Source organism: Achromobacter xylosoxidans A8 (genome assembly GCF_000165835.1).
GTDB lineage: Bacteria > Pseudomonadota > Gammaproteobacteria > Burkholderiales > Burkholderiaceae_B > Achromobacter > Achromobacter xylosoxidans_B.
In genome coordinates this window covers 1,596,024-1,619,455 of record NC_014640.1, presented here as the reverse complement: position 1 = coordinate 1,619,455, position 23,432 = coordinate 1,596,024, and the positions used below count along the sequence as shown (strand labels likewise).

General features: G+C 65.3%; 22 protein-coding genes. 17 read left to right on the top strand and 5 right to left on the bottom strand.

The window, feature by feature from the left end; translation table 11 throughout:
• Positions 1-9 precede the first annotated feature (9 nt).
• Together trpB and argE are read right to left on the bottom strand one after the other, a co-directional pair.
• Positions 10-1,209, bottom strand: a complete 1,200-nt coding sequence (gene trpB, locus AXYL_RS07580) for a tryptophan synthase subunit beta (RefSeq protein WP_013392206.1) — start codon at positions 1,207-1,209, stop codon at positions 10-12.
• Between the two features lie 130 nt (positions 1,210-1,339).
• Complete coding sequence (argE, locus tag AXYL_RS07575; protein WP_013392205.1) at positions 1,340-2,491, bottom strand: acetylornithine deacetylase; 1,152 nt, start codon at positions 2,489-2,491, stop codon at positions 1,340-1,342.
• A 121-nt stretch (positions 2,492-2,612) separates the two neighbouring features.
• Here argE and AXYL_RS07570 point away from each other — a divergent pair, with 121 nt between their 5' ends.
• Positions 2,613-3,926: an MFS transporter gene (locus AXYL_RS07570; protein WP_013392204.1), complete on the top strand. Its 1,314-nt coding sequence runs from the start codon at positions 2,613-2,615 to the stop codon at positions 3,924-3,926.
• 40 nt (positions 3,927-3,966) lie between these two features.
• On the opposite strand, the gene AXYL_RS07565 is transcribed toward AXYL_RS07570, so the two are convergent.
• Positions 3,967-6,234, bottom strand: coding sequence for a RelA/SpoT family protein (locus AXYL_RS07565; protein WP_013392203.1), 2,268 nt, complete (start codon positions 6,232-6,234; stop codon positions 3,967-3,969).
• A 105-nt stretch (positions 6,235-6,339) separates the two neighbouring features.
• Here AXYL_RS07565 and AXYL_RS07560 point away from each other — a divergent pair, with 105 nt between their 5' ends.
• Both AXYL_RS07560 and AXYL_RS07555 read left to right on the top strand, forming a co-directional pair.
• Complete coding sequence (locus AXYL_RS07560) at positions 6,340-7,173, top strand: zinc-dependent peptidase (RefSeq protein WP_013392202.1); 834 nt, start codon at positions 6,340-6,342, stop codon at positions 7,171-7,173.
• Positions 7,170-7,679, top strand: a complete 510-nt coding sequence (locus AXYL_RS07555) for an NAD(P)H-dependent oxidoreductase (protein ID WP_013392201.1) — start codon at positions 7,170-7,172, stop codon at positions 7,677-7,679. The genes AXYL_RS07560 and AXYL_RS07555 overlap by 4 nt, the downstream gene beginning before the upstream one ends.
• Positions 7,680-7,767: 88 nt before the next feature.
• Here the strand turns inward: AXYL_RS07555 and AXYL_RS07550 are convergent, their stop codons facing one another.
• Both AXYL_RS07550 and pncB read right to left on the bottom strand, forming a co-directional pair.
• Positions 7,768-8,118 carry a RidA family protein gene (locus AXYL_RS07550; RefSeq protein WP_013392200.1) on the bottom strand — a complete coding sequence of 117 codons (351 nt, stop codon included), beginning with the start codon at positions 8,116-8,118 and terminating at the stop codon, positions 7,768-7,770.
• A gap of 72 nt (positions 8,119-8,190) precedes the next feature.
• Positions 8,191-9,366 (bottom strand): nicotinate phosphoribosyltransferase, encoded by a 1,176-nt coding sequence (pncB, locus tag AXYL_RS07545; protein ID WP_041652688.1) that lies wholly within the window; start codon positions 9,364-9,366, stop codon positions 8,191-8,193.
• 156 nt (positions 9,367-9,522) lie between these two features.
• Here pncB and fdxA point away from each other — a divergent pair, with 156 nt between their 5' ends.
• The 14 genes from fdxA (at position 9,523) to AXYL_RS07475 (ending at position 23,397) form a co-directional block, all read left to right on the top strand.
• On the top strand, positions 9,523-9,846 hold the full coding sequence (gene fdxA / locus AXYL_RS07540) for a ferredoxin FdxA (RefSeq protein ID WP_013392198.1): 324 nt from the start codon (positions 9,523-9,525) through the stop codon (positions 9,844-9,846).
• Between the two features lie 49 nt (positions 9,847-9,895).
• Positions 9,896-10,696, top strand: coding sequence for a ferredoxin--NADP reductase (locus tag AXYL_RS07535; protein WP_013392197.1), 801 nt, complete (start codon positions 9,896-9,898; stop codon positions 10,694-10,696).
• A 212-nt stretch (positions 10,697-10,908) separates the two neighbouring features.
• Positions 10,909-12,135, top strand: a complete 1,227-nt coding sequence (locus AXYL_RS07530) for a polyhydroxyalkanoate depolymerase (RefSeq protein WP_013392196.1) — start codon at positions 10,909-10,911, stop codon at positions 12,133-12,135.
• 174 nt (positions 12,136-12,309) lie between these two features.
• On the top strand, positions 12,310-12,954 hold the full coding sequence (rsxB, locus tag AXYL_RS07525; RefSeq protein WP_013392195.1) for an electron transport complex subunit RsxB: 645 nt from the start codon (positions 12,310-12,312) through the stop codon (positions 12,952-12,954).
• Positions 12,951-13,586, top strand: a complete 636-nt coding sequence (nth, locus tag AXYL_RS07520) for an endonuclease III (RefSeq protein WP_013392194.1) — start codon at positions 12,951-12,953, stop codon at positions 13,584-13,586. Before rsxB ends, nth begins: the two co-directional genes overlap by 4 nt.
• Before the next feature lie 358 nt (positions 13,587-13,944).
• Positions 13,945-14,718, top strand: coding sequence for an ABC transporter ATP-binding protein (locus AXYL_RS07515; RefSeq protein WP_013392193.1), 774 nt, complete (start codon positions 13,945-13,947; stop codon positions 14,716-14,718).
• Positions 14,715-15,425 (top strand): ABC transporter ATP-binding protein, encoded by a 711-nt coding sequence (locus AXYL_RS07510; RefSeq protein ID WP_013392192.1) that lies wholly within the window; start codon positions 14,715-14,717, stop codon positions 15,423-15,425. Before AXYL_RS07515 ends, AXYL_RS07510 begins: the two co-directional genes overlap by 4 nt.
• Before the next feature lie 62 nt (positions 15,426-15,487).
• The gene (locus AXYL_RS07505) at positions 15,488-16,702 is read left to right on the top strand and encodes an ABC transporter substrate-binding protein (RefSeq protein WP_013392191.1); all 1,215 of its coding nucleotides are present in this window, start codon (positions 15,488-15,490) and stop codon (positions 16,700-16,702) included.
• Positions 16,703-16,850: 148 nt separating this feature from the next.
• Positions 16,851-17,738 (top strand): branched-chain amino acid ABC transporter permease, encoded by an 888-nt coding sequence (locus tag AXYL_RS07500; RefSeq protein WP_013392190.1) that lies wholly within the window; start codon positions 16,851-16,853, stop codon positions 17,736-17,738.
• On the top strand, positions 17,735-18,718 hold the full coding sequence (locus AXYL_RS07495; protein WP_013392189.1) for a branched-chain amino acid ABC transporter permease: 984 nt from the start codon (positions 17,735-17,737) through the stop codon (positions 18,716-18,718). Before AXYL_RS07500 ends, AXYL_RS07495 begins: the two co-directional genes overlap by 4 nt.
• A gap of 108 nt (positions 18,719-18,826) precedes the next feature.
• Positions 18,827-19,852, top strand: a complete 1,026-nt coding sequence (locus AXYL_RS07490) for an ABC transporter substrate-binding protein (protein ID WP_041655219.1) — start codon at positions 18,827-18,829, stop codon at positions 19,850-19,852.
• Between the two features lie 86 nt (positions 19,853-19,938).
• Positions 19,939-20,784 (top strand): branched-chain amino acid aminotransferase, encoded by an 846-nt coding sequence (locus AXYL_RS07485; protein WP_013392187.1) that lies wholly within the window; start codon positions 19,939-19,941, stop codon positions 20,782-20,784.
• A gap of 73 nt (positions 20,785-20,857) precedes the next feature.
• On the top strand, positions 20,858-23,002 hold the full coding sequence (locus tag AXYL_RS07480) for a phosphocholine-specific phospholipase C (protein ID WP_013392186.1): 2,145 nt from the start codon (positions 20,858-20,860) through the stop codon (positions 23,000-23,002).
• Positions 22,999-23,397, top strand: a complete 399-nt coding sequence (locus tag AXYL_RS07475; protein WP_013392185.1) for an ASCH domain-containing protein — start codon at positions 22,999-23,001, stop codon at positions 23,395-23,397. Before AXYL_RS07480 ends, AXYL_RS07475 begins: the two co-directional genes overlap by 4 nt.
• The last annotated feature ends 35 nt before the right edge of the window (positions 23,398-23,432 follow it).

Below are 23,432 nucleotides of genomic sequence, written 5' to 3'. Positions count from 1 at the left end.
GACAGGGCCTCAGAGCTCGATGCCGGCCTGTTCGGCCACGGTATGCATGTCTTTGTCGCCACGGCCCGACAAGTTGACCAGGATGACGGCGTCGCGCGGCAGCGTGGCGGCCATCTTCACGGCTTGCGCGATGGCGTGCGACGACTCCAGCGCAGGCATGATGCCTTCGATGCGGCAGCAGTCGTGGAAGGCCTTGAGGGCTTCCGCGTCGGTGATGCCGACGTATTCGGCGCGGCCGGAGTCCTTCAGCCAGGCATGTTCCGGACCGACGCCGGGATAGTCCAGGCCGGCGGAGACCGAATGGGTTTCCTGGACCTGGCCGTCGGCGTCCTGCATGACGTAGGTGCGGTTGCCATGCAGCACGCCCACCTGGCCCGCGGCCAGGGAAGCGGCGTGGCGGCCGCTGTCCATGCCCTCGCCCGCCGCCTCGACGCCGATCAGGCGCACGTTTTCGTAGGGAATATAGGGATGGAAGATGCCCATGGCGTTGGAGCCGCCGCCCACCGCCGCCACGACGTAGTCGGGCTGGCGGCCAGCGGCTTCAGGCATCTGCGTCAGGCATTCGTTGCCGATGACGGTCTGGAAATCGCGCACCATGCGGGGATAGGGGTCGGGACCCGCCACCGTGCCGATGATGTAGAAGGTGTTTTCAATGTTGGTGACCCAGTCGCGCATGGCTTCGTTGAGCGCGTCCTTCAGGGTGCGCGAGCCGGAGTTGACCGGCACCACCGTGGCGCCCAGCAGCTTCATGCGGTAGACGTTCGACGCCTGGCGGCGGACGTCTTCGCTGCCCATGTAGACCACGCATTCCATGCCGTAGCGGGCCGCCACCGTGGCGGTGGCCACGCCGTGCTGGCCAGCGCCGGTTTCGGCGATGACGCGGGGCTTGCCCATGCGCTTGGCCAGCAATGCCTGGCCGATGCAGTTGTTGACCTTGTGGGCGCCGGTGTGGTTCAGGTCTTCGCGCTTGAACCAGATCTGGGCGCCGCCCACCATTTCCGACCAGCGGCGGGCATGGTAGACCGGGCTGGGACGGCCCACGAAATGCTTGAGTTCGTAGTTGAACTCTTCCTGGAAGGCGGGGTCGACACGGTAATGGTCATAGGCCGCGCGCAGCTCGTCGAGCGCGTGCATCAGCGTTTCCGCCACGAAAACACCGCCATAAGGGCCGAAATGGCCCTGGGCATCCGGAAAGTCGTAAGGTTTCACCAAGCATCTCCCCCGGGTATCGCGGCGGCCACTGCCGGCCGCAAATCCGGTTTGCAACCCGTCATTTTACCTGACGCCGGCAGCGGCCGGGCGCTACGCCCTGGCCGCCCCGGCAATCGTCGGCTTGCCCTCAGAGCGACTGCCCCAGGCGGCGCAGGAAGGTGTCGCAGGCGGCCAACTGGTCCAGCGCGACGTACTCGTCAGGCTTGTGGGCCTGTTCGATATGGCCGGGGCCGCAGACCACCGTGGGAATGCCGATGCCCTGGAACAGGCCGGCCTCGGTGCCGTAGGCGACCTTGCGGGTGGCGCGGTCTTCGGTCAGGGCGCGCACCAGCTGGGTGATGGCGGCCTCCTCGGACGCCTCAAGCGCGGGCGCGGCCGCGCCGGTCTCGATTTCGATGCTGGCGCCGTCGAACTCGGCCTGCATGCGCGGCAGGAGCTCTTCGCGCACGTATTTTTCGACTTCTGCCTGGATCTGGTCGGGCTGCATGCCCGGCAGGTTGCGGAACTCGTAGGTGAATTCGCACAGTTCGGGGATGGTGTTGACCGCGATGCCGCCCCGGATCTGGTTGGTGGTCATCGTGGAAAATGGCACGTCGTAGAACTGGTCGTAGGGGCCATTGGCCTTGAAGCTGTCGGCCAGGTCGCGGATGCGGCAAATCAGGCGCGCGGCGTATTCAATGGCGTTGCAGCCGCGCGGGGTCAGCGACGAGTGCGCCGCCTTGCCGTGCACCTTGCAGCGGAACAGATTGATGCCCTTGTGCGCCACCACCACCTGCATGCCAGTGGGCTCGCCCACCACGCAGCCTTCGGGGCGGATGCCGCGCTCGTGCAGATCGGCCAGCATATAAGGCGCGCCGGCGCAGCCGACTTCCTCGTCGTACGAGAACGCCAGGTGCATCGGCTTCTTGCGCGGCATGGCCAGGAATTCCGGCACCAGCGCCAGCGAGCTGGCGATGAAGCCCTTCATGTCGCAGCTGCCGCGCCCATAGAGCAGCCCGTCTTTTTCGATGAGCTTGAACGGATCCGTGCTCCAGTCCTGGCCATCCACGGGCACCACGTCGGTGTGGCCGGACAGCACAATGCCGCCCTGCATGCCGCCATCCTGGGCGGGCAAGGTGGCGAACAGGTTGGCCTTGGTGCGCTCCGGATTGTGCGCCAGCCATGCGTCGACGCCCTGGCCCTTGAGCCAATCCCGGACGGTTTCGATCAGGGCAAGATTGGAATTGCGGCTGGTGGTGTCAAAGCCAACCAGCGTTTCCAGCCAGGTGCGCGCGTTCATGTCACTACTCTCTTGGGGAAAAAGAGGAGTGTAAGGCCAGCGCGCATCCGCGTCTCGAACGAAGCCCGGCACGCAAGCGCCTAGAATGTCGCCCGGTTAGGCAAACCCCCAAGGAGAAACCGTGCAGCACAAAGCAGTTCCCACGCGCAACATCGTGGCGGCAGTCATAGGCAACGCCCTCGAATGGTATGACTTCCTGGTGTTCGCGTTCATGACGCCGATCATCTCGAAGTTGTTCTTCCCGACCGACCCCAGCGTACCCGGCAGCGAGCTGAACGCGATCCTGATGACCACCGCCATCTTCGGCGTCGGCTTCTTCATGCGTCCGGTCGGCGGCATCATCTTCGGCCTGTATGGCGACAAGAAGGGCCGCAAGGCGGCCATGGTCATGGTGACCTCGCTGATGGCCGTGTCGATCGCCCTGATCACCGTCGCCCCCACCTACCACGCGGCCGGCATCCTGGCGCCGATCTTCATCCTGATCGCGCGCCTGCTGCAGGGCTTCTCCGCCGGCGGCGAATTCGGCACCTCGACCGCGCTGCTGATCGAAATGGCGCCCAACGGCAAGCGCGGCTTCTATGGTTCCTGGCAGATGGCCGGCCAGATGCTGGCCCTGCTGATCGGCGCGGCCTGCGGCACGCTCATCACCGAATTCTTCACGCCCCAGGAAATCGCCGATTGGGCCTGGCGCCTGCCGTTCGCCTTCGGCCTGGTAATTGTCCCCATCGCCATCTATATCCGCCGCAACGTCGATGAAACCGACGCCTTCAAGCAGCTCAAGGAAGAAGAGCGCCAGGCCGCCGCGCGCGGCGAAGTGCAGCGCCTGAGTCTGGGCCAGATGCTGAAGACGCATACCCGCGAAACCCTGATCGGCGTGGGCCTGGTCGTGACCGCGACGGTGTCCATCTACATCACCTTCACGTATCTGGTGACCTACTCCACGCAGATCCTGAAGCTGCCGCTGAACCAGACCTTCCTGGTGCAGATGGCGGGCGCGGCGCTGATGGTGTTGCTGACGCCCTTCATGGGCGCCTGGTCCGACCGCGTCGGCCGCCGCCCCATCGTGATCGGCTCGCTCATCGGCTACCTGATCGTGCTGTACCCGCTGTACTACTGGCTGTCGGACGCGCCGTCCATCGGCCGCCTGCTGGCCGTGCAGGTCGTGGTCTGCCTGTTCGTGTCGGCATTCTTCGGCGTGTTCAGCACGGTGATGGCGGAGCTATTCCCGGCGCGCGTGCGTTCGGTGGGCCTGTCCCTGGCCTACAACGTGGCCGTGATGATTTTCGGCGGCTTCGCGCAGTTCATCGTGACCTGGCTGATCAAGACCACCGGTTCGCCGATGGCGCCCGCCTATTACGTGATGTTCGGCGTGGCGCTGGGCCTGATCGCAGCCTTCTACATGCGCGACCGCGCGCACGAGCAGCTGGACGACTGAGTCCCGTTTGCGCCCGGGCCGCCCGGCCCGGGTTTTCCGCCTAGCGACGCGTCGCCGACGACACGCCCTGCACTTCAGCCAGGGCGTCCAGCGCGCGCGACAGCGATTCCCCGCCGCGCACTTCCACCGTGAACACCATATGAGCCAGCGACTGCTTGCTCTGCGTGTTCACGCCCACCACGTTCAGGCGCAGCCGCGCAAAGACTTCGGACAGGTCGCGCAGCAGGCCGGAACGGTCGTGCGCGCGCACGCTGATATCCACCGGATAGAAGGTGTCGGCGGTCTCGCCCCAAGCCACCTCGATGACGCGCTCGGGTTCGCGCGCGGCCAGCGCCAGATAGCTGTGGCAGTCGCTGCGGTGAATGGACACGCCGCGCCCGCGCGTAACGAAGCCAGCAATGAGGTCCGGCGGCGCCGGACGGCAGCAACGCGCCAACTGCGTCAACAGCGATCCCACGCCCACCACCAACACGCCGCTCTTGCCGCTTTTCTCGGCGCTGCCGGCGCTGGCATGGCGCAAGGCGGCCGGCTGCGGTTCGACGGCCGGCCCGGGCTGCTGGAACAGCGTATCGATCTGCCGCAGGCTGAATTCTTCCTTGGCCGCCGCCACGTACAAATCGTCGGCGCGGGCGAATCCCAGGTTCTGCGCCAACTGCTCCAGATTGACGGCGGTCTTGCCCAGACGCTGCAATTCCTTTTCGACCAGGGCCTGGCCCTGGGTAATGCGCTGCTGCAGTTCGATCGCGTTGAACCACATGCGCACCTTGGCACGGGCCCGCGGGCTGGCCAGGAAGCCCAGCTGCGGATTGAGCCAGTCGCGCGACGGCCCGCCGGACTTGGCGGAGATGATCTCCACGGTCTGGCCGGTGGATAAATGGGTCTGCAAGGGCACCATCTGCCCATCGACCCGCGCGCCGCGGCAGCGGTGGCCCAGATCGGTATGCAGGTGATAGGCGAAATCCACCGGCGTGGCGCCGGCCGGCAACTCGATCACGCGCGCCTGCGGCGTCAGCACGTAGATGCGCTCGTCGGTATGCGGCGGCGGCGTCGCCGGGCCGCGCTGCTTGCCCGATGCCGGCTTGGCGGGCGCGGGCTTGGCGGGTTCGCCGCCACCCTCGACATCACTGTTCCAGGCCAGCAGCTGGCGCATCCACGCCAACTGCCGGTCGTATTCGCTGGAGGCCGCCACCTGGCCGCCCTTGGCGCCCGCTTCCTTGTAGCGCCAGTGCGCGGCCATGCCGTACTCGGCGAACTGGTGCATTTCGCGCGTGCGGATCTGCACCTCGAACGGACGGCCGTCGTCGTCGGCCACCACCGTGTGCAGCGACCGGTAGCCGTTGGGCTTGGGCCGCGAAATATAGTCGTCGAATTCTTCTGAGATCGGCGTCCACATTTCGTGCACCATGCCCAGCGCCGTATAGCAGCCGCGCACGTCGTCCACGATGATGCGCAGCGCGCGCAGGTCGTACATCTGCGAGAAATCCAGCCGCTTCACCCGCATCTTGTTCCAGATGCTGTAGATGTGCTTGGGCCGGCCGCTGACCTCGGCTTCGACCCCCGCCTTGGCCAATCCGGTCTGCAGGCGCTCGATGGCGCCGGCGATGAAGGCTTCGCGCTCCGCTCGTTTCTCTTCCAGCAGCCGGGCGATCTGCTTGTATTTTTCAGGCTCCAGGAAGCGGAACGCCAGGTCTTCCATTTCCCACTTGATCTGCCAGATCCCCAGGCGATTCGCCAGCGGCGCGTACAGGTCCAGGGTTTCCCGGGCGAAATCGGTGGAGCACGGCGCCTTGCTTTCCGCGTGCCAACGCAAGGTGCGCAAGCGCGACGCCAGCCGCATCAGCACGATGCGCAGGTCGGCCGCCATGGCCAGCAGCATCTTGCGCTGCATTTCCTTTTGCGAACCGCTTTCGGCCGCGGCGTCGCTCGCCTGCCGCGCCACCACGCCCAACCGCAGCAGCGCGCGCGTGCCCTGCACCAGCCGCGCGATCTCGGCGCCAAAAGTGGCCGCAACCGGGTCGTTGCGCAGTGACGGCGCGGGGGCCATCAGATCGGTCGGCAAGGCGGCCAGCAGCGCCGCCGCGCGGGTGGCGGCATCGGTATGCAGGGCCGCCAGGATGCGGACCACGCCCGCGCCGTGCCCGGCCAGCGGTTCGCCGGTCAGCGCCTGTTGTCCTTCGAAACGCGGTTCGGCCCAGGCCACGGCCTGGTCGATCAGCGCCATGCCGTCGGCATCCAGGCCGGCGCCTACCTCCTGGCGCCAGGTAGCGTCGAAAGGCGTAGGCGCGTCGGGAACAGGCGGGGCGGACATGACGGACGGCAGGCGGATGTAGTTTGATATCCCGACACTCTACACTAGGGTTTGTAGACACCAAAAGCAGCCGCTAGCCCCGGCATATGGAAGGAACTGAAGCTTATGTTGCGCTGGCTCAAGGGCCGGGGCGCCCGCCCCTCCGCGGTGGCCGAAATGCAGGCCCGCATCTCGCCGGAACTGTGGCAACAGGTACTGGAGGCCCACCCGTTCCTGGCGGCCTTGAACACCGAAGAAGCGGCTCAGCTGCAGGCGCGTTCCGCCTGGTTGCTGGCCAGCAAGAACATCAATGGCGCGCAGGGACTGGAGGTCTCGGATTTCATGCGCCTGAGCATCGCGGCCCAGGCCAGCCTGCCCATCCTCAACCTCGCGCCCGAACTGTATGAAGGCTGGGACGAGATCATCGTGTACCCGGCCAGTTTCCGCATCCCGCGCTCCAGCCAGGACGATGACGGCGTGGTGCACGAATACATGGAGGACGCGGCCGGAGAAGCCTGGGAAGGCGGGCCGCTGGTGCTGTCCTGGGAAGACACCCAGCTCTCCGATGGCGGCTTCAACGTGGTCATCCACGAGTTCGCCCACAAGCTGGACCTGCGCTCGGGCTACGCCGACGGCATGCCCTCGCTGGCCGCGCACCCCGAACTCAAGCCCCAGGCCTGGCGCCGCATCCTGGACGACAACCTGGACCGCTTCATCGCGGCCGTGGAGGCGGTCGAAGCCGCCATCCCGCACGATGTGGATCCGGAAAGCGAGGCCGCCGACGCCTGGTACGGCCAACTGCCCATGGACCCTTATGCCGCCACCGACGAGGCGGAATTCTTCGCGGTCAGCTCGGAACACTTCTTCGTGGATCCCCACCCCATGCACGAAGCGCTGCCGCAATGGTATGGGCTGCTGCGGGCTTACTACCGGCAGGATCCCCTGGAACGCTACGCATGAAACAGCTGCTGATCGTGTGGCATTCGCGCACCGGCGCCGCGCAACAGATGGCCGACGCTGCGGCGCGCGGAGCGCGGGCGGCCGCCGCACAGCTGGAGCAGGCGACCGATCTGAACGTGGTTCTGCAACGAGCCGCGGACACCCAGGCCGAAGCGCTGCTCGCCAGTCAGGCCTATCTGTTCTGCGCCCCCGAGAACCTGGGCTCGCTGAGCGGCGAAATGAAGGAATTCTTCGACCGCAACTACTACGCGGTGCTGGACCGGATACAGGGGCTGCCCTATGCCTGCGCCATCAGCGCGGGCAGCGATGGCGCGGGCGCGGCGCGGCAGGTAGAGCGCATCTGCACCGGCTGGCGGCTCAGCGCCCTGGCGCCGCCGCTCATCGTCAACATGGGTGCGCAGACCGCGCAGCAGATCCTGGCGCCCAAGACCGTGGCCGGCGCGGATCTTGCAAGATGCGAGGAATTGGGCGGCCTGCTGGCCGCGACGCTGTTGCTCGGGCAGTAGCCGGCGCACGCGTAGGGAGAAAGATGGTGGCGGACGCGAAAGTCCGCCACCGGCCAGGCGCCGATAGCGCCCGGCGCGGGGAAGCGTCTTAGACGGCAGCCGTCACAACGATTTCGACCTTGAAATCCGGATTGGCCAGGCGGGCCTCGACGGTGGCGCGCGGAGGCGAATTGCCGTCAGCGACCCAGGCGTCCCAGGCCTTGTTCATGCCATCGAATTCCTTCATGTTGGCCACATAGATCTGGGCCATCAGGATCTTGGTCTTGTCGGTGCCGGCTTCGGCCAGCAGGCGGTCGATCGTGGCGAGCACCTGTTCGGTCTGGCCGGTGATGTCCAGCGTGGAATCGTCCGGCACTTGGCCGGCCAGGTACGCGACGCCGTTGTACACGGCCATGTCGGACAGGCGCTTGGCCACGTGGAAGCGCTTGATGCTGCTCATGAATAGTCCCCTAGATTCGAGTGGGTTGGGTGGAACAATGCAGAAGAACCCGCAATTTACCCCGAGCCGCCCTCAGGCGGGCGGCAACTGGAACACCTGGCGCAGATAGGCCAGGTAAGCCGGATCGTCGCACATGGTTTTTTCCGGCGCGTCGGACACCTTGGCCACCGGCTGGCCATTGCAGCGGACCATCTTCATGACGATCTGCAAGGGTTCATGGCCCAGGTCGTTGGTCAGATTAGTGCCGATGCCGAAGGACACCTTGCAGCGCCCGGAAAACTGGCGGGCCAGTTCGATGGCGCGCGGGAAGGTCAGCGAATCCGAGAACACCAGCGTCTTGGCGCGCGGATCCACGCGGTTCTTGCGGTAGTGCTCAAGCAGGCGTTCGCCCCAGACGAAGGGATCGCCCGAGTCATGGCGCGCGCCATCGAACAGCTTGCAGAAATACATGTCGAAATCGCGCAGGAAGGCATCCATGCCGTAGACGTCCGACAGCGCGATACCCAGGTCGCCGCGGTATTCCTTGGCCCAGACTTCCAGCGCGTACACCTGCGAATCGCGCAGGCGCGGACCCAGCGCCTGGCAGGCCTGCAGGTATTCGTGGCCCATGGTGCCCAGCGGCAGGACTTCGTGCTGCTTGGCCAGCAGCACATTACTGGTGCCGGCGAAATGCTCGCCCATCTGCGCCTTCATGGTGGACACGATCTCCTCGTGCCAGACCTTGGAGAAGCGGCGGCGCGTGCCGTATTCGGCCACGCGGAAGTCAGCCAGCGCGGGATCGTCCAGCACCAGGTGCATCTTGGACTGCAGGCGCTTGCGGCCTTCTTCCCAATCGGGATTCTTGCGCGTGTTGCGGAAATAGACCTCGTTGACGATGGCCAGCACGGGGATCTCGAACAGGATCGTGTGCAGCCAGGGGCCCTTGACCTCGATGCTGATTTCGCCCGGCCCCTCGCCTTCCGCTATATGGATGCAGCGCTCCGGCAGGTGGAACAGTTCCAGGAAATCGATGAAGTCGCTTTTGATAAAGCGCAAGCCACCCAGATATTTAAGCTCGTCCTCGGTGAAGCGCAGCTGGCATAGCTGGCGCACTTCCTCGCGGATTTCATCCAGATAGGGACGCAGGTCGACCCCGGGCGTGCGGCATTTGTAACGGTACTCGACCTGGGCAGCTGGAAACTGATGCAGAACCACCTGCATCATGCTGAATTTATACAGATCGGTGTCGAGCAGCGAAGTGATTATCATGATGGCGCGTTTCGTTTCGCGACACCATAGCATAGAGCCCCGGCTGTTAAGGGCGAAGGGCCACTATGTCAATACGGGTATTGCCGGCACATCGGCGCGGCATTGGGTAAAATCCGCCCAACAAGACACAAAAGCCGCCGCTCCCGGAGTTCCTGAATGACCCACGTTGTCACCGAAAACTGTATCAAGTGCAAGTACACCGACTGCGTAGACGTGTGCCCGGTGGACTGTTTTCGTGAGGGTCCGAACTTCCTCGTGATCGATCCCGACGAATGCATCGACTGCGCCGTCTGCATCCCGGAATGCCCGGCCAATGCCATCTACGCCGAAGAAGATGTGCCGCAGGACCAAATGAATTTCATCGCGCTGAACGCCGAACTCTCGCCCGAATTCGCCAGCATCAGCCGCGCCAAGAAGCCCCTGCCCGACGCCGACGAATGGAACGGCAAGCAGGACAAGCTGCAATACCTCGAAAAATAATCCGCGAACGCCGGCCCCAGCCTGGCGGCCGGCCTCGCGCGATGTGCCGATGACCGACGACTCCAAATACACGCGCCAGACCGTAACCCACGTCCACACCTGGGTGCCTGACAAGCTGTTCTCCGTGCGCGTGACGCGCGACGACGCGTATACGTTCCTGCCGGGCCAGTTCGCCCGGGTCGGTCTGCCGGAAGCGGGCGCCGCCGGAGGCGAACCCACGTTGTGGCGCGCCTATTCCATGGTGTCGGCGCCGCACGAACCCTGGCTGGAGTTCTATTCCATCGTGGTCCCCGAAGGCCAGTTCAGTCCGCGCATGGCGCGGCTGCAGCCCGGCGACGACCTCTATGTGGAAAAGACGCCCTACGGCTTCCTGACCCTGGAGCGCTTTGCGCCCGGCGGCGATCTCTGGCTGCTGGCCTCGGGCACCGGCCTGTCGGCCTATCTTTCCATCCTGCGCGACCCCGCCGTCTGGCGCGCCTACCGCCGCATCATCCTGGTGCACGGCGTGCGCACCGCCGCGGAGCTCGCCTACCGCGGCGAAATCGAATCCTGGCGCGCCGAGCCGGCCCTGGCCGAATTCTTCGCGGCGGATCCGCAGAAGCTGGTCTACCTGCCCATCGCCACCCGCGAAGCCCTGCCCGGCATGCCGCAGGAACGCCTGACCACCTTGATCGCCGACGGCCGCCTGGAGCAACTGGCAGGCCAGCCGCTGGATCCCGATCAGGCCAAGATCATGCTTTGCGGCAACCCGGACATGCTGGCGGACGCCCGCAAGCTGCTGGGCGAACGCGGCTTCAAGCCCGGACGCCGCGGCGTCCCCGGCAACCTGGCAGTGGAAAACTACTGGTAGCTTCGGTTCGTCCGACTTAGTGCATAAACCCTCCTTTTGGTATGACAGCACGGTGTAAAAAGCGCCCTAAACTGGTGCTCAATGGGCATTGGGTCGCTTTTTAGCAACAGATTTGCTTTTTTTGTCGGCGTTTCTTCAGGCTGTTTAGAAATATCGTTAGTGCCCGGAGCAATAATCGGGACACACGCACGACCCAGAAGGACTTTTCTCAAATGCTGTATCAATTGCACGAAATGCAGCGCGCCTTCCTGACTCCGTTTGCAGCATTCACGGACGCCGGTTCCCAGCTGTTTTCCAGTCCCTACAGCCCTCTCGCCTATACCCCGATCTCCCGCCAGATGGCAGCCGGGTATGAGCTGATGACCCGCATCGGCAAGGAATACCAGAAGCCTGCCTGGAACTTGCCCACCACCGAGATCAAGGGCAAGTCGGTCCGTGTCATCGAAGGCGTGGCCATGGACAAGCCGTTCTGCCGCCTGCTGCACTTCCAGCGCGACGTCCGCCACGCGGGCCAGGACGATCCCAAGGTCCTGCTGGTCGCGCCGCTGTCCGGCCACCACGCCACCCTGCTGCGCGATACCGTGCGCGCCCTGCTGCCGGCCCACGACGTCTATGTCACGGACTGGGTCGACGCCCGCATGGTGCCGCTGTCGGCCGGCCCGTTCCACTTGAACGACTACGTGCGCTACGTGCAGGACTTCATCCGCCACCTGGGCCCCGACGTGCACGTCATTTCCGTGTGCCAGCCCACGGTGCCGGTACTGGCCGCCGTCTCGCTGATGGCCTCCGCCAACGATCCCTGCCAGCCGCGCAGCATGGTGATGATGGGCGGCCCCATCGATCCGCGCCAGTCGCCCACGCAGGTGAACCGCCTGGCCACCACCAAGCCCTACTCCTGGTTCGAGAACCAGGTCATCCATCCGGTGCCGCCACGCTATCCGGGCGCCGGCCGCAAGGTCTATCCGGGCTTTCTGCAGCACGCGGGCTTCATGGCCATGAACCCCGACCGCCACATGAAGTCGCATTACGACTTCTACCTGGACCTGCTGCGTGGCGACGATAGCGACGCCGAAGCGCACCGCCGCTTCTACGACGAATACAACGCCGTGCTGGATATGCCCGCCGAGTTCTACCTGGACACGATCCGCATGGTGTTCCAGGAGTTCCAGCTGCCCAACGGCACCTGGGAAGTGGACGGCAAGCTGGTGCGTCCGGCTGACATCAAGAAGGTCGCCCTCCTCACCATCGAAGGCGAGCTGGATGACATTTCGGGCCAGGGCCAGACGCGCGCCGCCATCAAGCTGTGCAAGAACATCCCGGCCGAGCGCAAGACGCACTACACGGCGCCGAACTGCGGCCACTACGGCATTTTCTCTGGCCGCCGCTGGCGCGAAATGATCTGTCCTAAAATTGCCGAATTCATCCGGCAATCTGCGTAGGATGGGTGCTGCGCGAGTCAAGCGGGACTAGAACCCGGACCTCCGACGCGCGCAACCCATCAAACAACGGTGGCTGGTAATACCACTGTTGTTTGATGGGTTGCGCGCGATCTGCATTCAAGCCCCCGGCTTCTGTCTTTTCGCGCCCCGCCCCACGGGTTCTTCTTCACATCCATGTCCTGTCGCTCACTAGCCGACCGCATCGATGCCTTGCTGCCTCAGACGCAATGCACCAAGTGCGGATACACCGGCTGCCGGCCCTATGCCGACGCCATCGCGGACGGCGCCGCCCCGATCAACCGTTGCCCGCCCGGAGGCGATGAAGGCATCGCCGCGCTGGCGGCCCTGCTCGACACCCCCGTCCTGCCCCTGGACGCCACGCGCGGCGAACCCGGGCCGCTGCTGGTCGCACGCATCGACGAAGCGCATTGCATCGGCTGTACGCTGTGCATCCAGGCCTGTCCGGTGGACGCCATCGTGGGCGCCAACAAGCACATGCATACCGTGTTGGCCGACTGGTGCACCGGCTGCGACCTGTGCGTGGCGCCCTGTCCGGTCGATTGCATCCAGATGGTGCCGGCGGGCCGCGCCTGGAGCGCGCAGGATGCCGCCATCAGCCGCCAGCGCCATCGCAGCCACCTGGCGCGGGTCGAGCGCCTGGCCGCCGACAATGCGCGCCTGATGGCGCCCGAAACGGCCGCTGCCATCAGCCCCCCCACGCCCGCCGTGGACGAGGCGCGCGACGAGGACCGCAAGCGTTCCGCCATTGAATCCGCGCTGGCCCGCGCCCGGGCCCGCCGCAACCCCACGCAATCATGAACGCAGCCAAACGCCGTGAGATCTTCGCCCGCCTGCAGGCCGCCAACCCGCACCCCACCACCGAGCTCGAGTACGACACGCCGTTCCAGCTGCTGATCGCGGTGCTGCTGTCGGCGCAGGCGACCGACAAATCGGTCAACATCGCCACGCGCAAGTTCTTCCCGGCTTACGGCACGCCGCAGGCCCTGCTGGCGCTGGGCGAAGCAGGCCTGGCCGACTACATCAAGACCATCGGGCTGTACCGCACCAAGGCGAAGAACACCATCGCCACCTGCAAGATCCTGATCGAGCAGCATGGCGGCGAAGTGCCGCAAACCCGCGAGGCGCTCGAAGCCCTGCCCGGCGTTGGACGCAAGACCGCCAACGTGGTGCTCAACACCGCGTTCGGCCAGCCCACGATGGCGGTCGACACGCACATCTTCCGCGTGTCGAACCGCACCGGCATCGCGCCCGGCAAGAACGTGCTGGAAGTCGAACAGAAACTCGAAAAGTTCGTGCCGCGCGAATACATGCAGGACGCGCATCACTGGCTGATCCTGCTGGGCCGCTACATCTGCGTGGCGCGCAAACCCAAATGCCCTCAATGCGGCATTTCCGATCTCTGCGAATTCAAGCAGAAAACGCCCGCCTGAACAGCGCATTGCGCTGGTGCGCCGACACGGCATCCGGCGCGCCGCAAACCGGGTTTTCCCTCGCTATGAAATCCATGACGCGTTGATGACGATCAACGCATATTTGCTGCATTGCATTTCCATTATGGAAAGGCTCTCTTCCCTTGTGGCGCAAGCATTGTCGGCCTGCCGACAATTGCCCATTCCGCACTGCAAAACCTATGACAAACCCTCATGGAATTTTGATAAATAGGTGCGCATACTCGCCGGCAACTCATAAGAAAACGGCGAGGCTTCGCCAGTTTTCCGGACCCTGCGGGGGCCTGGCGCAACGACGGCAGGTGGAGACCGAAATAAATACAACGCCGGTGCAGCGAACATGGACGACACGATCCTGGAGACAAAAGGCCTCACCAAGGAATTCCGCGGATTCGTCGCGGTCAATGGGGTCGATTTGCGTATCAAGCGGGGCGAGATTCATGCCTTGATCGGGCCTAACGGCGCGGGCAAGACCACTTGCTTCAACCTGCTTACCAAGTTTCTCTCTCCCACGTCGGGAACCATCAAGTTCAACGGTATCGACATTACCGGCGAGCGTCCCGCGCAGATCGCGCGGCGCGGCGTGATCCGCTCCTTCCAGATCTCGGCGGTGTTCCCGCACCTGACCGTGCTGGAAAACGTGCGCATCGGCCTGCAGCGCAAGACCGGCCTGTCGTTCCACTTCTGGAAAAGCGACAAGCAGCTGGCGGCGCTGAACGAGCCCGCCCGCGCGCTGCTGGAACAGGTCGACCTGGGCGCCTTCGCCGACGAGACCACCGTAAACCTGCCCTATGGCCGCAAGCGCGCGCTCGAAATCGCCACCACGCTGGCGATGGAACCCGAGCTGATGCTGCTGGACGAACCCACACAGGGCATGGGCCACGAGGACGTGGACCGCGTCACGCAGCTGATCAAGCGCGTCAGCGCCGGGCGCACCATCCTGATGGTGGAACACAACATGAATGTCGTGTCCTCCATCGCCAACACCATTACTGTGCTGGCGCGCGGCAGCGTGCTGGCCGAAGGATCGTACGCCGAAGTCTCCCGCCATCCGGCCGTGATGCAGGCTTACATGGGCACCACCGAGGGCGAACTTCAAGGAGCGCACGCATGAGCACCCCGGCACTGGAAATTTCGGGCCTGCAGGCCTGGTACGGGGAATCGCATATCCTGCACGGCGTGGATATGCGCGTTGGACAAGGCGAAGTGGTCACGCTGCTAGGACGCAATGGCGCCGGGCGCACCACGACCCTGCGGGCCATCCTCGGCCTGACGGGTTCGCGCAAGGGTTCGGTACGCATCCACGGCACCGAAGCCATCGACCTGCCCACCTACAAGATCGCCCACCTGGGCGTGGGCTATTGCCCCGAGGAACGCGGCATCTTCGCCAGCCTGTCCTGCGAAGAAAACCTGCTGCTGCCGCCGGTCGTCGGCTCGCTGGGCGGCGGCATGTCGCTGGCCGAAATCTACGACATGTTCCCCAACCTGCAGGAGCGCCGGAATTCTCCTGGCACGCGCCTGTCGGGCGGCGAACAACAGATGCTGGCCGTGGCGCGCATCCTGCGCACCGGCGCCAACCTGCTGCTGCTCGACGAAATCTCCGAAGGCCTCGCCCCTGTCATCGTGCAGGCGCTGGCGCGCATGATCACGGCGCTGAAGCAGCGCGGCTACACCATCGTCATGGTGGAGCAGAACTTCCGCTTTGCCGCGCCCTTGGCCGACCGCTTCTATGTCATGGAGCACGGCCAGATCGTCGAGCACTTCGAAGCCGCAGAACTTTCAGAAAAACAGGACACGCTCAACGAACTGCTGGGCGTCTAGAACCTGTGTCATCCGCCGGAAATCCGGCAACACTACACCGTAGGGAAGAGAGGAGTCATCCCATGAAGCTGCACACCATCACTGCTGCACTGGCCATGGCGGGCCTGGGATTTGCTGGGGCAACCGCCCACGCGCAAGGTATCTCCGACGATGTCATCCGCATCGGCTTCATCACTGACATGTCGGGCGTGTATTCCGACATCGACGGCAAGGCCGGTCTGGAAGCCGTGCGCATGGCAATCGAGGACGCCGGCGGTTCGATCAACGGCAAGAAGATCGAAGTCGTGTCGGCCGACCACCAGAACAAAGCCGACGTCGCCTCGGCGCGCGTGCGCGAATGGTTCGACGAGCAGAAGGTGGACGTCATCATCGCCGGCACCAACTCGTCGACCAGCCTGGCCATGGCCGGCGTGGCCGCCGCGAAGAAGAAGCCCTTCATGGCGATCGGCGCGGGCGCGTCGGACCTGACCAACGCCCAATGCTCGCCCTATACCGTGCACTACGCCTACGACACCGTGGCCCTGGCGCGCGGCACCGGTTCCGCCGTGGTGAAGGACGGCGGCAAGAGTTGGTTCTTCCTGACCGCGGACTACGCCTTCGGCCACGCGCTGGAACGTGACACCATGGCCGTGGTCAAGGCTGCTGGCGGCGAGGTCAAGGGCCAGGTGCGCGCGCCGCTGGGCGCCTCGGACTTCTCGTCCTTCCTGCTGCAGGCGCAAGCCTCCAAGGCGCAGATCCTGGGCCTGGCCAATGCCGGCGGCGACACCATCAACTCGATCAAGGCCGCCAATGAATTCGGCGTGACCAAGACCATGAAGATGGCCGGCCTGCTGGTCTTCATCAACGACGTGCACGCGCTGGGCCTGCAAGCCACCCAGGGCATGTACCTGACCGACGGCTGGTACTGGGACCAATCCGACGCCTCGCGCGCCTGGTCCAAGAAGTTCGAAGCCAAGGTCGGCCGCAAGCCTTCCATGCTGCAGGCGGGCGACTACTCGGCCACGGCCTTCTACCTGAACGCCATCAAGTCCACCGGCACGGACGACGGCGACGCCGTCATGAAGTGGATGAAGTCGAACAAGGTCAACGACTTCTTCGCGCAAGGCGGTTACGTGCGCGAAGACGGCCGCATGATCCACGACATGTACCTGATGCAGGTCAAGACGCCAGCCGAATCCAAGGCCCCGTGGGACTACTACAAGGTCGTGGCGACGCTCCCTGGCGACGAGGTCTACACCAAGTTGTCCGAGTCCACCTGCAAGCTGGTCAAGAAGTAAACCAGCCCCAGTGCCCCCAGACGCGACCCGGCGAATCCAAGCGCCGGGCCGCGTTTTTGACAGGGTCTTGTTTCGCGCCGGGTCGCATTCTGACCGGATCAGGTATTGACTAGCTCGCTTCCATTCGTACGCGCAGGATTTTCACAAGATGACTGACATTTTCGGCATCCCCATACAGGCCTTGTTCGGCCAGCTGTTGCTAGGCCTGGTCAACGGCTCCTTCTACGCCATGCTGTCGCTCGGGCTGGCCGTCATCTTCGGGCTGCTGAACGTCATCAACTTCGCGCACGGCGCGCTCTACATGCTGGGCGCGTTCGTCGCCTGGATGGGGCTGTCGTACCTGGGGTTGAACTACTGGGTCATGCTGATCCTGGCGCCGCTGATCGTCGGGCTGTTCGGCATCATCATAGAAAAGCTGTTGCTGCGGCATCTGTACAAGCTCGATCACCTGTACGGCCTGCTGCTCACCTTCGGCCTGACGCTGCTCATAGAAGGCCTGTTCCGCAGCTTCTACGGCGTCTCGGGCCAACCTTATCCCACGCCCGACGCGCTGCGCGGGGCCACCAACCTGGGCTTCATGGTCCTGCCGAACTACCGCGGCTGGGTCGTGGTGGCCTCCCTGGTGGTGTGCCTGGCAACCTGGTTCGTCATTGAACGCACCCGCCTGGGCGCCCTGCTGCGCGCCGGCACCGAGAACCCGCGGCTGGTGGAGGCCTTTGGCGTCAACGTGCCGCGCATGATCACGCTGACCTATGGCTTCGGCGTGGCGTTGGCGGGCTTTGCTGGCGTGCTGGCCGCGCCCGTGCTGCAGATTTCTCCGTTGATGGGCTCCAACCTCATCATCGTCGTGTTCGCCGTGGTCGTGATCGGGGGCATGGGGTCCATCATGGGCGCCATCGTGACCGGTCTGGGCCTGGGCGTGATTGAAGGACTGACCAAGGTGTTCTGGCCCGAGGCCTCCAGCACGGTCGTGTTCATCATCATGGCCATCGTTCTGTTGATCCGCCCGGCCGGGCTGTTCGGAAAAGAAAAATGAATCGTCAATTCCTGGGCTATGCGGTACTGGCCGTCGTGGTGGCCATGCTCCCCTTTGTCGGGGTGTATCCGATCTTCGCCATGAAGATCATGTGCTACGCGCTCTTCGCGTGCGCATTCAACCTGCTGCTGGGCTTCACTGGTCTCCTGTCGTTCGGACATGCCGCCTTCCTGGGCAGCGCGGCCTACGCGACCGGCCACGCGCTCAAGGTGTGGGGCTTCCCCACCGAGATCGGCTTGCTGTTCGGCGTAGCCGTGGCGGCGCTGCTGGGCCTGGCGATGGGCGCCCTTGCCATCCGCCGCAGCGGCATCTACTTCGCCATGATCACCCTGGCGCTGTCGCAGATGGTGTTCTTCTTCTTCCTCCAGGCGAAGTTCACGGGCGGCGAGGACGGCCTGCAAAGCGTGCCGCGCGGCACCCTGTTCGGCCTGATCGACCTGTCCAAGGACCTGAACCTGTACTACGTGGTGATGGCCATCTTCATCATTGGCTACTTCATCATCTGGCGCACGGTGAACTCGCCCTTCGGCCAGGTGCTGCAGGCGCTGCGCGAGAATGAGCCGCGCGCCATCTCGCTGGGCTACGACGTCGACCGCTTCAAGCTGCTGGCCTTCGTGCTGTCGGCCGCGCTGGCTGGCCTGGCGGGCGCCACCAAGACCCTGGTCTTCGTGTCGGCCACCTTGTCCGACGCCACCTGGCAGATGTCCGGCCTGGTCATCCTGATGACGCTGATCGGCGGACTGGGCACCTTGACCGGCCCCATCCTCGGCGCCTTCATCGTGGTGCTGATGGAAAACAAGGTGGGCGACTTCGGTCAGATGATGGCCAACCTGACCGGCGTGGACTGGTTCCTGCGCCTGGGTGAATCGGTCACCATCGTGATCGGTCTGATCTTCGTGATCTGCGTGCTGGCCTTCCGCCGCGGCATCGTGGGCGAGATTGGCGCCCTGATCAACCGCCGGCGCAGCGCCCGCGCCTGATCCAGGCAACGCAAGTCGCACGGGGCCGCCATCCGCGGCCCCGTTTCATTTGGCGCGCCCGCTGGCACCCGTACAATGAACGGCACCCAACCCAACAGGTGCCTGACCATGCGCAACCCGCATCCGCTCGCCCCCGTCCTTGGCGCCCTGGCGCTGGCAGCCGCCCTCATCCCTGCCGCCGCGCAAGCCGCCGATCCCGCCGCTCCCGTCTGCGAAATCAACCGGCCGGTCCGCTTCAGCGGCCTGAACTGGGAATCCAACCTGGTCCTGGCCGGTATCGAACGCTACGTGCTGGAACACGGCTACGGCTGCAAGACCACGGTCGAGATCGGCGAGACCCTGCCCATGCTGGCCGCGCTGCAACGCGGCGACGTCGACGTCACCCCGGAAGTCTGGCCCGGCCAGATCGAAGGCGCATGGAAGAAGGCTTTGGCCAGCGGCAAGGTGCTGGGCGTGGGCCACGTGTACGACGCTGGCGAAGGCTGGTACGTGCCGCGCTACACCGTCGAACGTCACCCCGATTTGAAATCCGCGGCCGACCTGGCCCGCTTCAAGGAAGTCTTCGCCGATCCCGAGGAGCCCGGCCGCGGTCGCATCTACGGCTGCCCCGCAGGCTGGGCCTGCGGCACCCTGAACGAGAACCTGCTGCGCGCCTTGAAGCTTGAAAAGGACTACGCCATGTTCGCGCCCGGTTCCGGCGCTGCGCAGAAGGCCGCTATCGTCTCCGCGTACAAGCGCAAGCGCGACATCGTCTTCTACTACTGGACGCCCACCTCGCTGGTCGGGGCGCTGGACCTGGTGAAGCTGGAACTGCCCGCCTTCGACCAGGCCGCCTACACCTGCATGACCGATCCCAAGTGCGCCAATCCCGTGGCCACCGAGTTCAAGCCCAACCCCGTGGTCACCGGTGTGAATGCGCAGTTCGCCAAGCAGGCGCCGCAGCTCGCCGAGTTCCTGGGCAAGCTGACCGTGCCCAGCGACGCCATCGACGCCACGCTGGGCTGGCTGGAAAACGAAGGCAAGGAACCCGAGGACGCCGCGCGCTATTTCCTCAAGCAGTATGGCCCCGTCTGGCGGCAATGGATGCCGGCGCAGGCGGCCGACCGCGTGCAGGCGGCGCTGGCTCGCGAATGACAACCGGAACCCGGCCGCCGCCTCATGTATCCTGACGTTTCGGCGCGCCGATAGCGCCAACCCGATTCAAGTGAAGGAAGACAACCATGGATGCCTTGTTCTGGCACAACGGTCACTGGACCACTGAAAACCCCAAACTGCTCGGCCCGGCCGACCACGCCTTCTGGATGGCCAGCATGGTGTTCGACGGCGCGCGCGCATTCCGCGGCCTGACGCCGGACCTGGACCTGCACTGCCAGCGCGTGGTGCGCTCGGCCGAAAAGATGCTGATGAAGCCCCAGCTCGGCTGGGAAGAAATCCAGCAGCTGTGCCTGCAGGCAGTCGCGAAATTCCCGCAAGGCACCGAGCTCTACATCAAGCCCATGTTCTATTGCGCCGACGGCTTCCTGCTGCCGGACGCCGACAAGACCCAGTTCGTGCTGCATGTGTTCAAGGTGCCGATGCCGGGCGACCAGGGCTTCTCCGCCTGCTTCTCCAGCTTTGCGCGTTCCTGGCCCAATATGGCGCCGACCGACGCCAAGGCGTCCTGCCTCTACCCCAACGGCCAACGCGCCATCCGCGAAGCCGCCGAGAAGGGCTTCGACAACGCCATCATGCTGGACGGCGCGGGCAATATCGCCGAATTCGCCACCAGCAATCTGTGGATCGCGAAGGACGGCGTGGTGTCCACGCCGGCCGACAACGGCACCTTCCTCAATGGCATCACGCGCCGCCGCGTGCTGGCCCTGCTGAAGGCCGACGGCGTCGACGTGCAGGAACGCAGCCTGACCCGCGCCGACATCGAACAAGCCGACGAAGTGTTCTCGTCCGGCAACTACGGCAAGGTGGTGCACGTGAATCGCGTGGAAGACCGCAAGCTGGAATACGGCCCGATGGCCCGCCGCGCGCATAAGCTGTACATGGACTACGCGGAAAGCACCGGCGCGAAGTAGGATCACCGCCGCCCTAGCCGCCCATCCAAACTGCCCGCCCCTGTGCGGGCAGTTTCGTTCTCAGGAATGCCTCATGCAGACCCGACGTGACTTTCTCCGCAGCGGCGCCTCGCTGGCCGGCGCCGGCAGCGCCCTGGCCCTGCTGCCCGCCTCCATCCGCCGCGCGCTCGCGATCCCGGCCGCGCGCCGCACGGGCACGATCCGCGACGTGGAGCACATCGTCGTCTTCATGCAGGAGAACCGCTCGTTCGACCATTATTTCGGCGGACTGGCGGGCGTGCGCGGGTTCGGCGACCGCTTTCCCATACCCGTGCCGGACAGCCCGGACGCGCGCCGTCGCACCGTCTGGGCGCAGTACAACGACAAACCCGATGAAGGCGCGCCGCGCACGGTGCTGCCCTTCCACCTGGATACGCGCGAAGCTTTCGAGACCATGCGCGTGGCCAGCACGCCGCACACCTGGTCCAACGCCCAGGACGCGTGGGACGCAGGCCGCATGGGCAACTGGCCGGCCGCCAAGAAGAACCACTCGATGGCGTACTTCTCAGCCGAGGACATGCCCTTCCAGTACGCCATGGCGCGCGCCTTCACGGTCTGCGACGCCTACCACTGCTCGTTCACCGGCGGCACCAATACCAACCGGCTGTTCGTCTGGACGGGCACCAACGACGGCCTGGGCCGCGGCAACGGTCCGGCCTTGGGCAATACCTACAACAAGCTCACCGGCGGCGATCCGGCGCGCGCCTATACCTGGACGACCTATCCCGAGCGGCTGGAGGCGGCCGGCGTCAGTTGGCGCATCTACCAGAACATGGCGGACAACTATTCATTGAACCCCACCGCCGGGTTCAAGGCCTACCGCGATGCCTATCAAGGCCTGCCCGGGTCAGTGGCCGCGTTGAAGGACAAGGCGCTCACCACCCGCGACCTGGACCTGCTGCGCCAGGACGTGCTGGACGGCACCCTGCCGCAAGTGTCCTGGATCTGTGCGACCAAGGCCGGCTCCGAGCACCCCAGCCCGTCCAGCCCGGCCCAGGGCGCCGACTACACGGCCCGCGTGCTGGATGCGCTGACGGCCAACCCCGAGGTCTGGAGCAAGACCGTCCTGCTGCTGATGTTCGACGAGAACGACGGCTTCTTCGACCATATGCCGCCGCCCGCGCCGCCCTCGCGCGATGCCTCGGGCGCGCTGGCCGGAGCCTCCACGGCGGATACCCGCGGCGAGTATCACGAGATCGTCGCCGGCGCGGAAAAGGACGATACCCTCGCCCACCTGCACGGCGTCTACGGCCTGGGCCCTCGCGTACCCATGTATGTGCTGTCGCCCTGGACCACGGGCGGCTGGGTCAATTCCCAGGTGTTCGACCACACTTCCGTGCTGCGTTTCATCGAGCAGCGCTTCGGCGTGGCCGAGCCCAATATCTCGCCGTGGCGCCGCGCCGTCTGCGGCGACCTCACATCGATCTTCGACTTCGCCGCGCCAGACGGCGCTGGCCTGCCCAGCGGCTTGCCAGCCACGACCGAACGCGCCGGACTGGCATCGGCGCTGCCCGGCACGGTCACGCCACCCGCGCCGCTGCAGCCGGGGCTGGCGCGGCAGCAGACTGGCACGCGCCCATCGCGTCCTCTGCCCTACGCGCTGCAGGTCCATGCGGTTGCGGATGGAAAGAGCGTGACGCTGCGCTTCGAAAACACCGGCGCGGCGGGCGCGGTGCTGCATGTGTACGACCGGCTGCATCTGAAGCGCGGCCCCCGCCGCTACACCGTGGAAGCCGGCAAGCAGCTCGAAGGCACATGGCAGACCGCCGCCGACGAGGGTCGCTACGATCTATGGGTGCTGGGGCCCAACGGCTTCCACCGCCATTGCACGGGCCGCGCTGGCCCGCCATCCCTGGAAGTCAGGGCCAACTACCAGGGGCCAGGCGCGTCGCTGCAACTGACACTGCATAATCCCACCTCGCAGGCCCGCTCGTTCCGGGTGGAGGCCAACGCGTATGGCTATCCCCGCGAAGACGACGCCACGCTCGCTGCGGGCGAGGCGGTCAGCCTGGCCTGGGACCTGACCCGCAGCGCAGGCTGGTATGACCTGACGGTGCGCGACAACGGCGACCCCGCCTACACTCGCCGCCTGGCCGGCCGCATCGAAACCGGCGCCCCTTCCACTTCCGATCCCGCGATGGGACAGGAGCTGATACTGCAATGGACCCCGCTGGCATGAAACCGCCCGCCCCCTATGAAAACGCCGTGACCTTCCAGTTCGGCGATTCGCCCGAACTGGCCGACGAGTTGCTGGCGCTGGTGCTGGCCGGCACGAAAACGGCCACCTGCGGCGCGCTGCGCGACTTCAATGAACAGGAACCCGTGCCCCAGGCCGGCCGGCGCGACGTGGTGCTGGACGGCCTGGGCCGCCCCGCCTGCGTGATCGAGACGCTCAGCGTATTGATCCAGCGCTTCGACCAGGTCGATGAAGCGTTCGCGCTGGCCGAAGGGGAAGGCCCCTACGAGGCCTGGCGCGACGCGCACATCGCCTACTTCGACCGCAACGGCGGCTATGCGCCGGACATGATGCTGGCATGCGAACGCTTCCGGGTGGTCGAAGTCTTCGAGCGATAAAAAAAGCCGGATGCCTTGCGGCGTCCGGCCCTTCG

Bases quoted from the DNA above. Each gene is read 5' to 3' on its own strand.
- argE (WP_013392205.1), bottom strand. From the start codon at position 2,491: ATGAACGCGCGCACCTGGCTGGAAACGCTGGTTGGCTTTGACACCACC.
- AXYL_RS07565 (WP_013392203.1), bottom strand. From the start codon at position 6,234: ATGTCCGCCCCGCCTGTTCCCGACGCGCCTACGCCTTTCGACGCTACC.
- AXYL_RS07560 (WP_013392202.1), top strand. From the start codon at position 6,340: ATGTTGCGCTGGCTCAAGGGCCGGGGCGCCCGCCCCTCCGCGGTGGCC.
- AXYL_RS07555 (WP_013392201.1), top strand. From the start codon at position 7,170: ATGAAACAGCTGCTGATCGTGTGGCATTCGCGCACCGGCGCCGCGCAA.
- AXYL_RS07550 (WP_013392200.1), bottom strand. From the start codon at position 8,118: ATGAGCAGCATCAAGCGCTTCCACGTGGCCAAGCGCCTGTCCGACATG.
- pncB (WP_041652688.1), bottom strand. From the start codon at position 9,366: ATGATAATCACTTCGCTGCTCGACACCGATCTGTATAAATTCAGCATG.
- fdxA (WP_013392198.1), top strand. From the start codon at position 9,523: ATGACCCACGTTGTCACCGAAAACTGTATCAAGTGCAAGTACACCGAC.
- AXYL_RS07535 (WP_013392197.1), top strand. From the start codon at position 9,896: ATGACCGACGACTCCAAATACACGCGCCAGACCGTAACCCACGTCCAC.
- AXYL_RS07530 (WP_013392196.1), top strand. From the start codon at position 10,909: ATGCTGTATCAATTGCACGAAATGCAGCGCGCCTTCCTGACTCCGTTT.
- rsxB (WP_013392195.1), top strand. From the start codon at position 12,310: ATGTCCTGTCGCTCACTAGCCGACCGCATCGATGCCTTGCTGCCTCAG.
- nth (WP_013392194.1), top strand. From the start codon at position 12,951: ATGAACGCAGCCAAACGCCGTGAGATCTTCGCCCGCCTGCAGGCCGCC.
- AXYL_RS07515 (WP_013392193.1), top strand. From the start codon at position 13,945: ATGGACGACACGATCCTGGAGACAAAAGGCCTCACCAAGGAATTCCGC.
- AXYL_RS07510 (WP_013392192.1), top strand. From the start codon at position 14,715: ATGAGCACCCCGGCACTGGAAATTTCGGGCCTGCAGGCCTGGTACGGG.
- AXYL_RS07505 (WP_013392191.1), top strand. From the start codon at position 15,488: ATGAAGCTGCACACCATCACTGCTGCACTGGCCATGGCGGGCCTGGGA.
- AXYL_RS07500 (WP_013392190.1), top strand. From the start codon at position 16,851: ATGACTGACATTTTCGGCATCCCCATACAGGCCTTGTTCGGCCAGCTG.
- AXYL_RS07495 (WP_013392189.1), top strand. From the start codon at position 17,735: ATGAATCGTCAATTCCTGGGCTATGCGGTACTGGCCGTCGTGGTGGCC.
- AXYL_RS07490 (WP_041655219.1), top strand. From the start codon at position 18,827: ATGCGCAACCCGCATCCGCTCGCCCCCGTCCTTGGCGCCCTGGCGCTG.
- AXYL_RS07485 (WP_013392187.1), top strand. From the start codon at position 19,939: ATGGATGCCTTGTTCTGGCACAACGGTCACTGGACCACTGAAAACCCC.
- AXYL_RS07480 (WP_013392186.1), top strand. From the start codon at position 20,858: ATGCAGACCCGACGTGACTTTCTCCGCAGCGGCGCCTCGCTGGCCGGC.
- AXYL_RS07475 (WP_013392185.1), top strand. From the start codon at position 22,999: ATGAAACCGCCCGCCCCCTATGAAAACGCCGTGACCTTCCAGTTCGGC.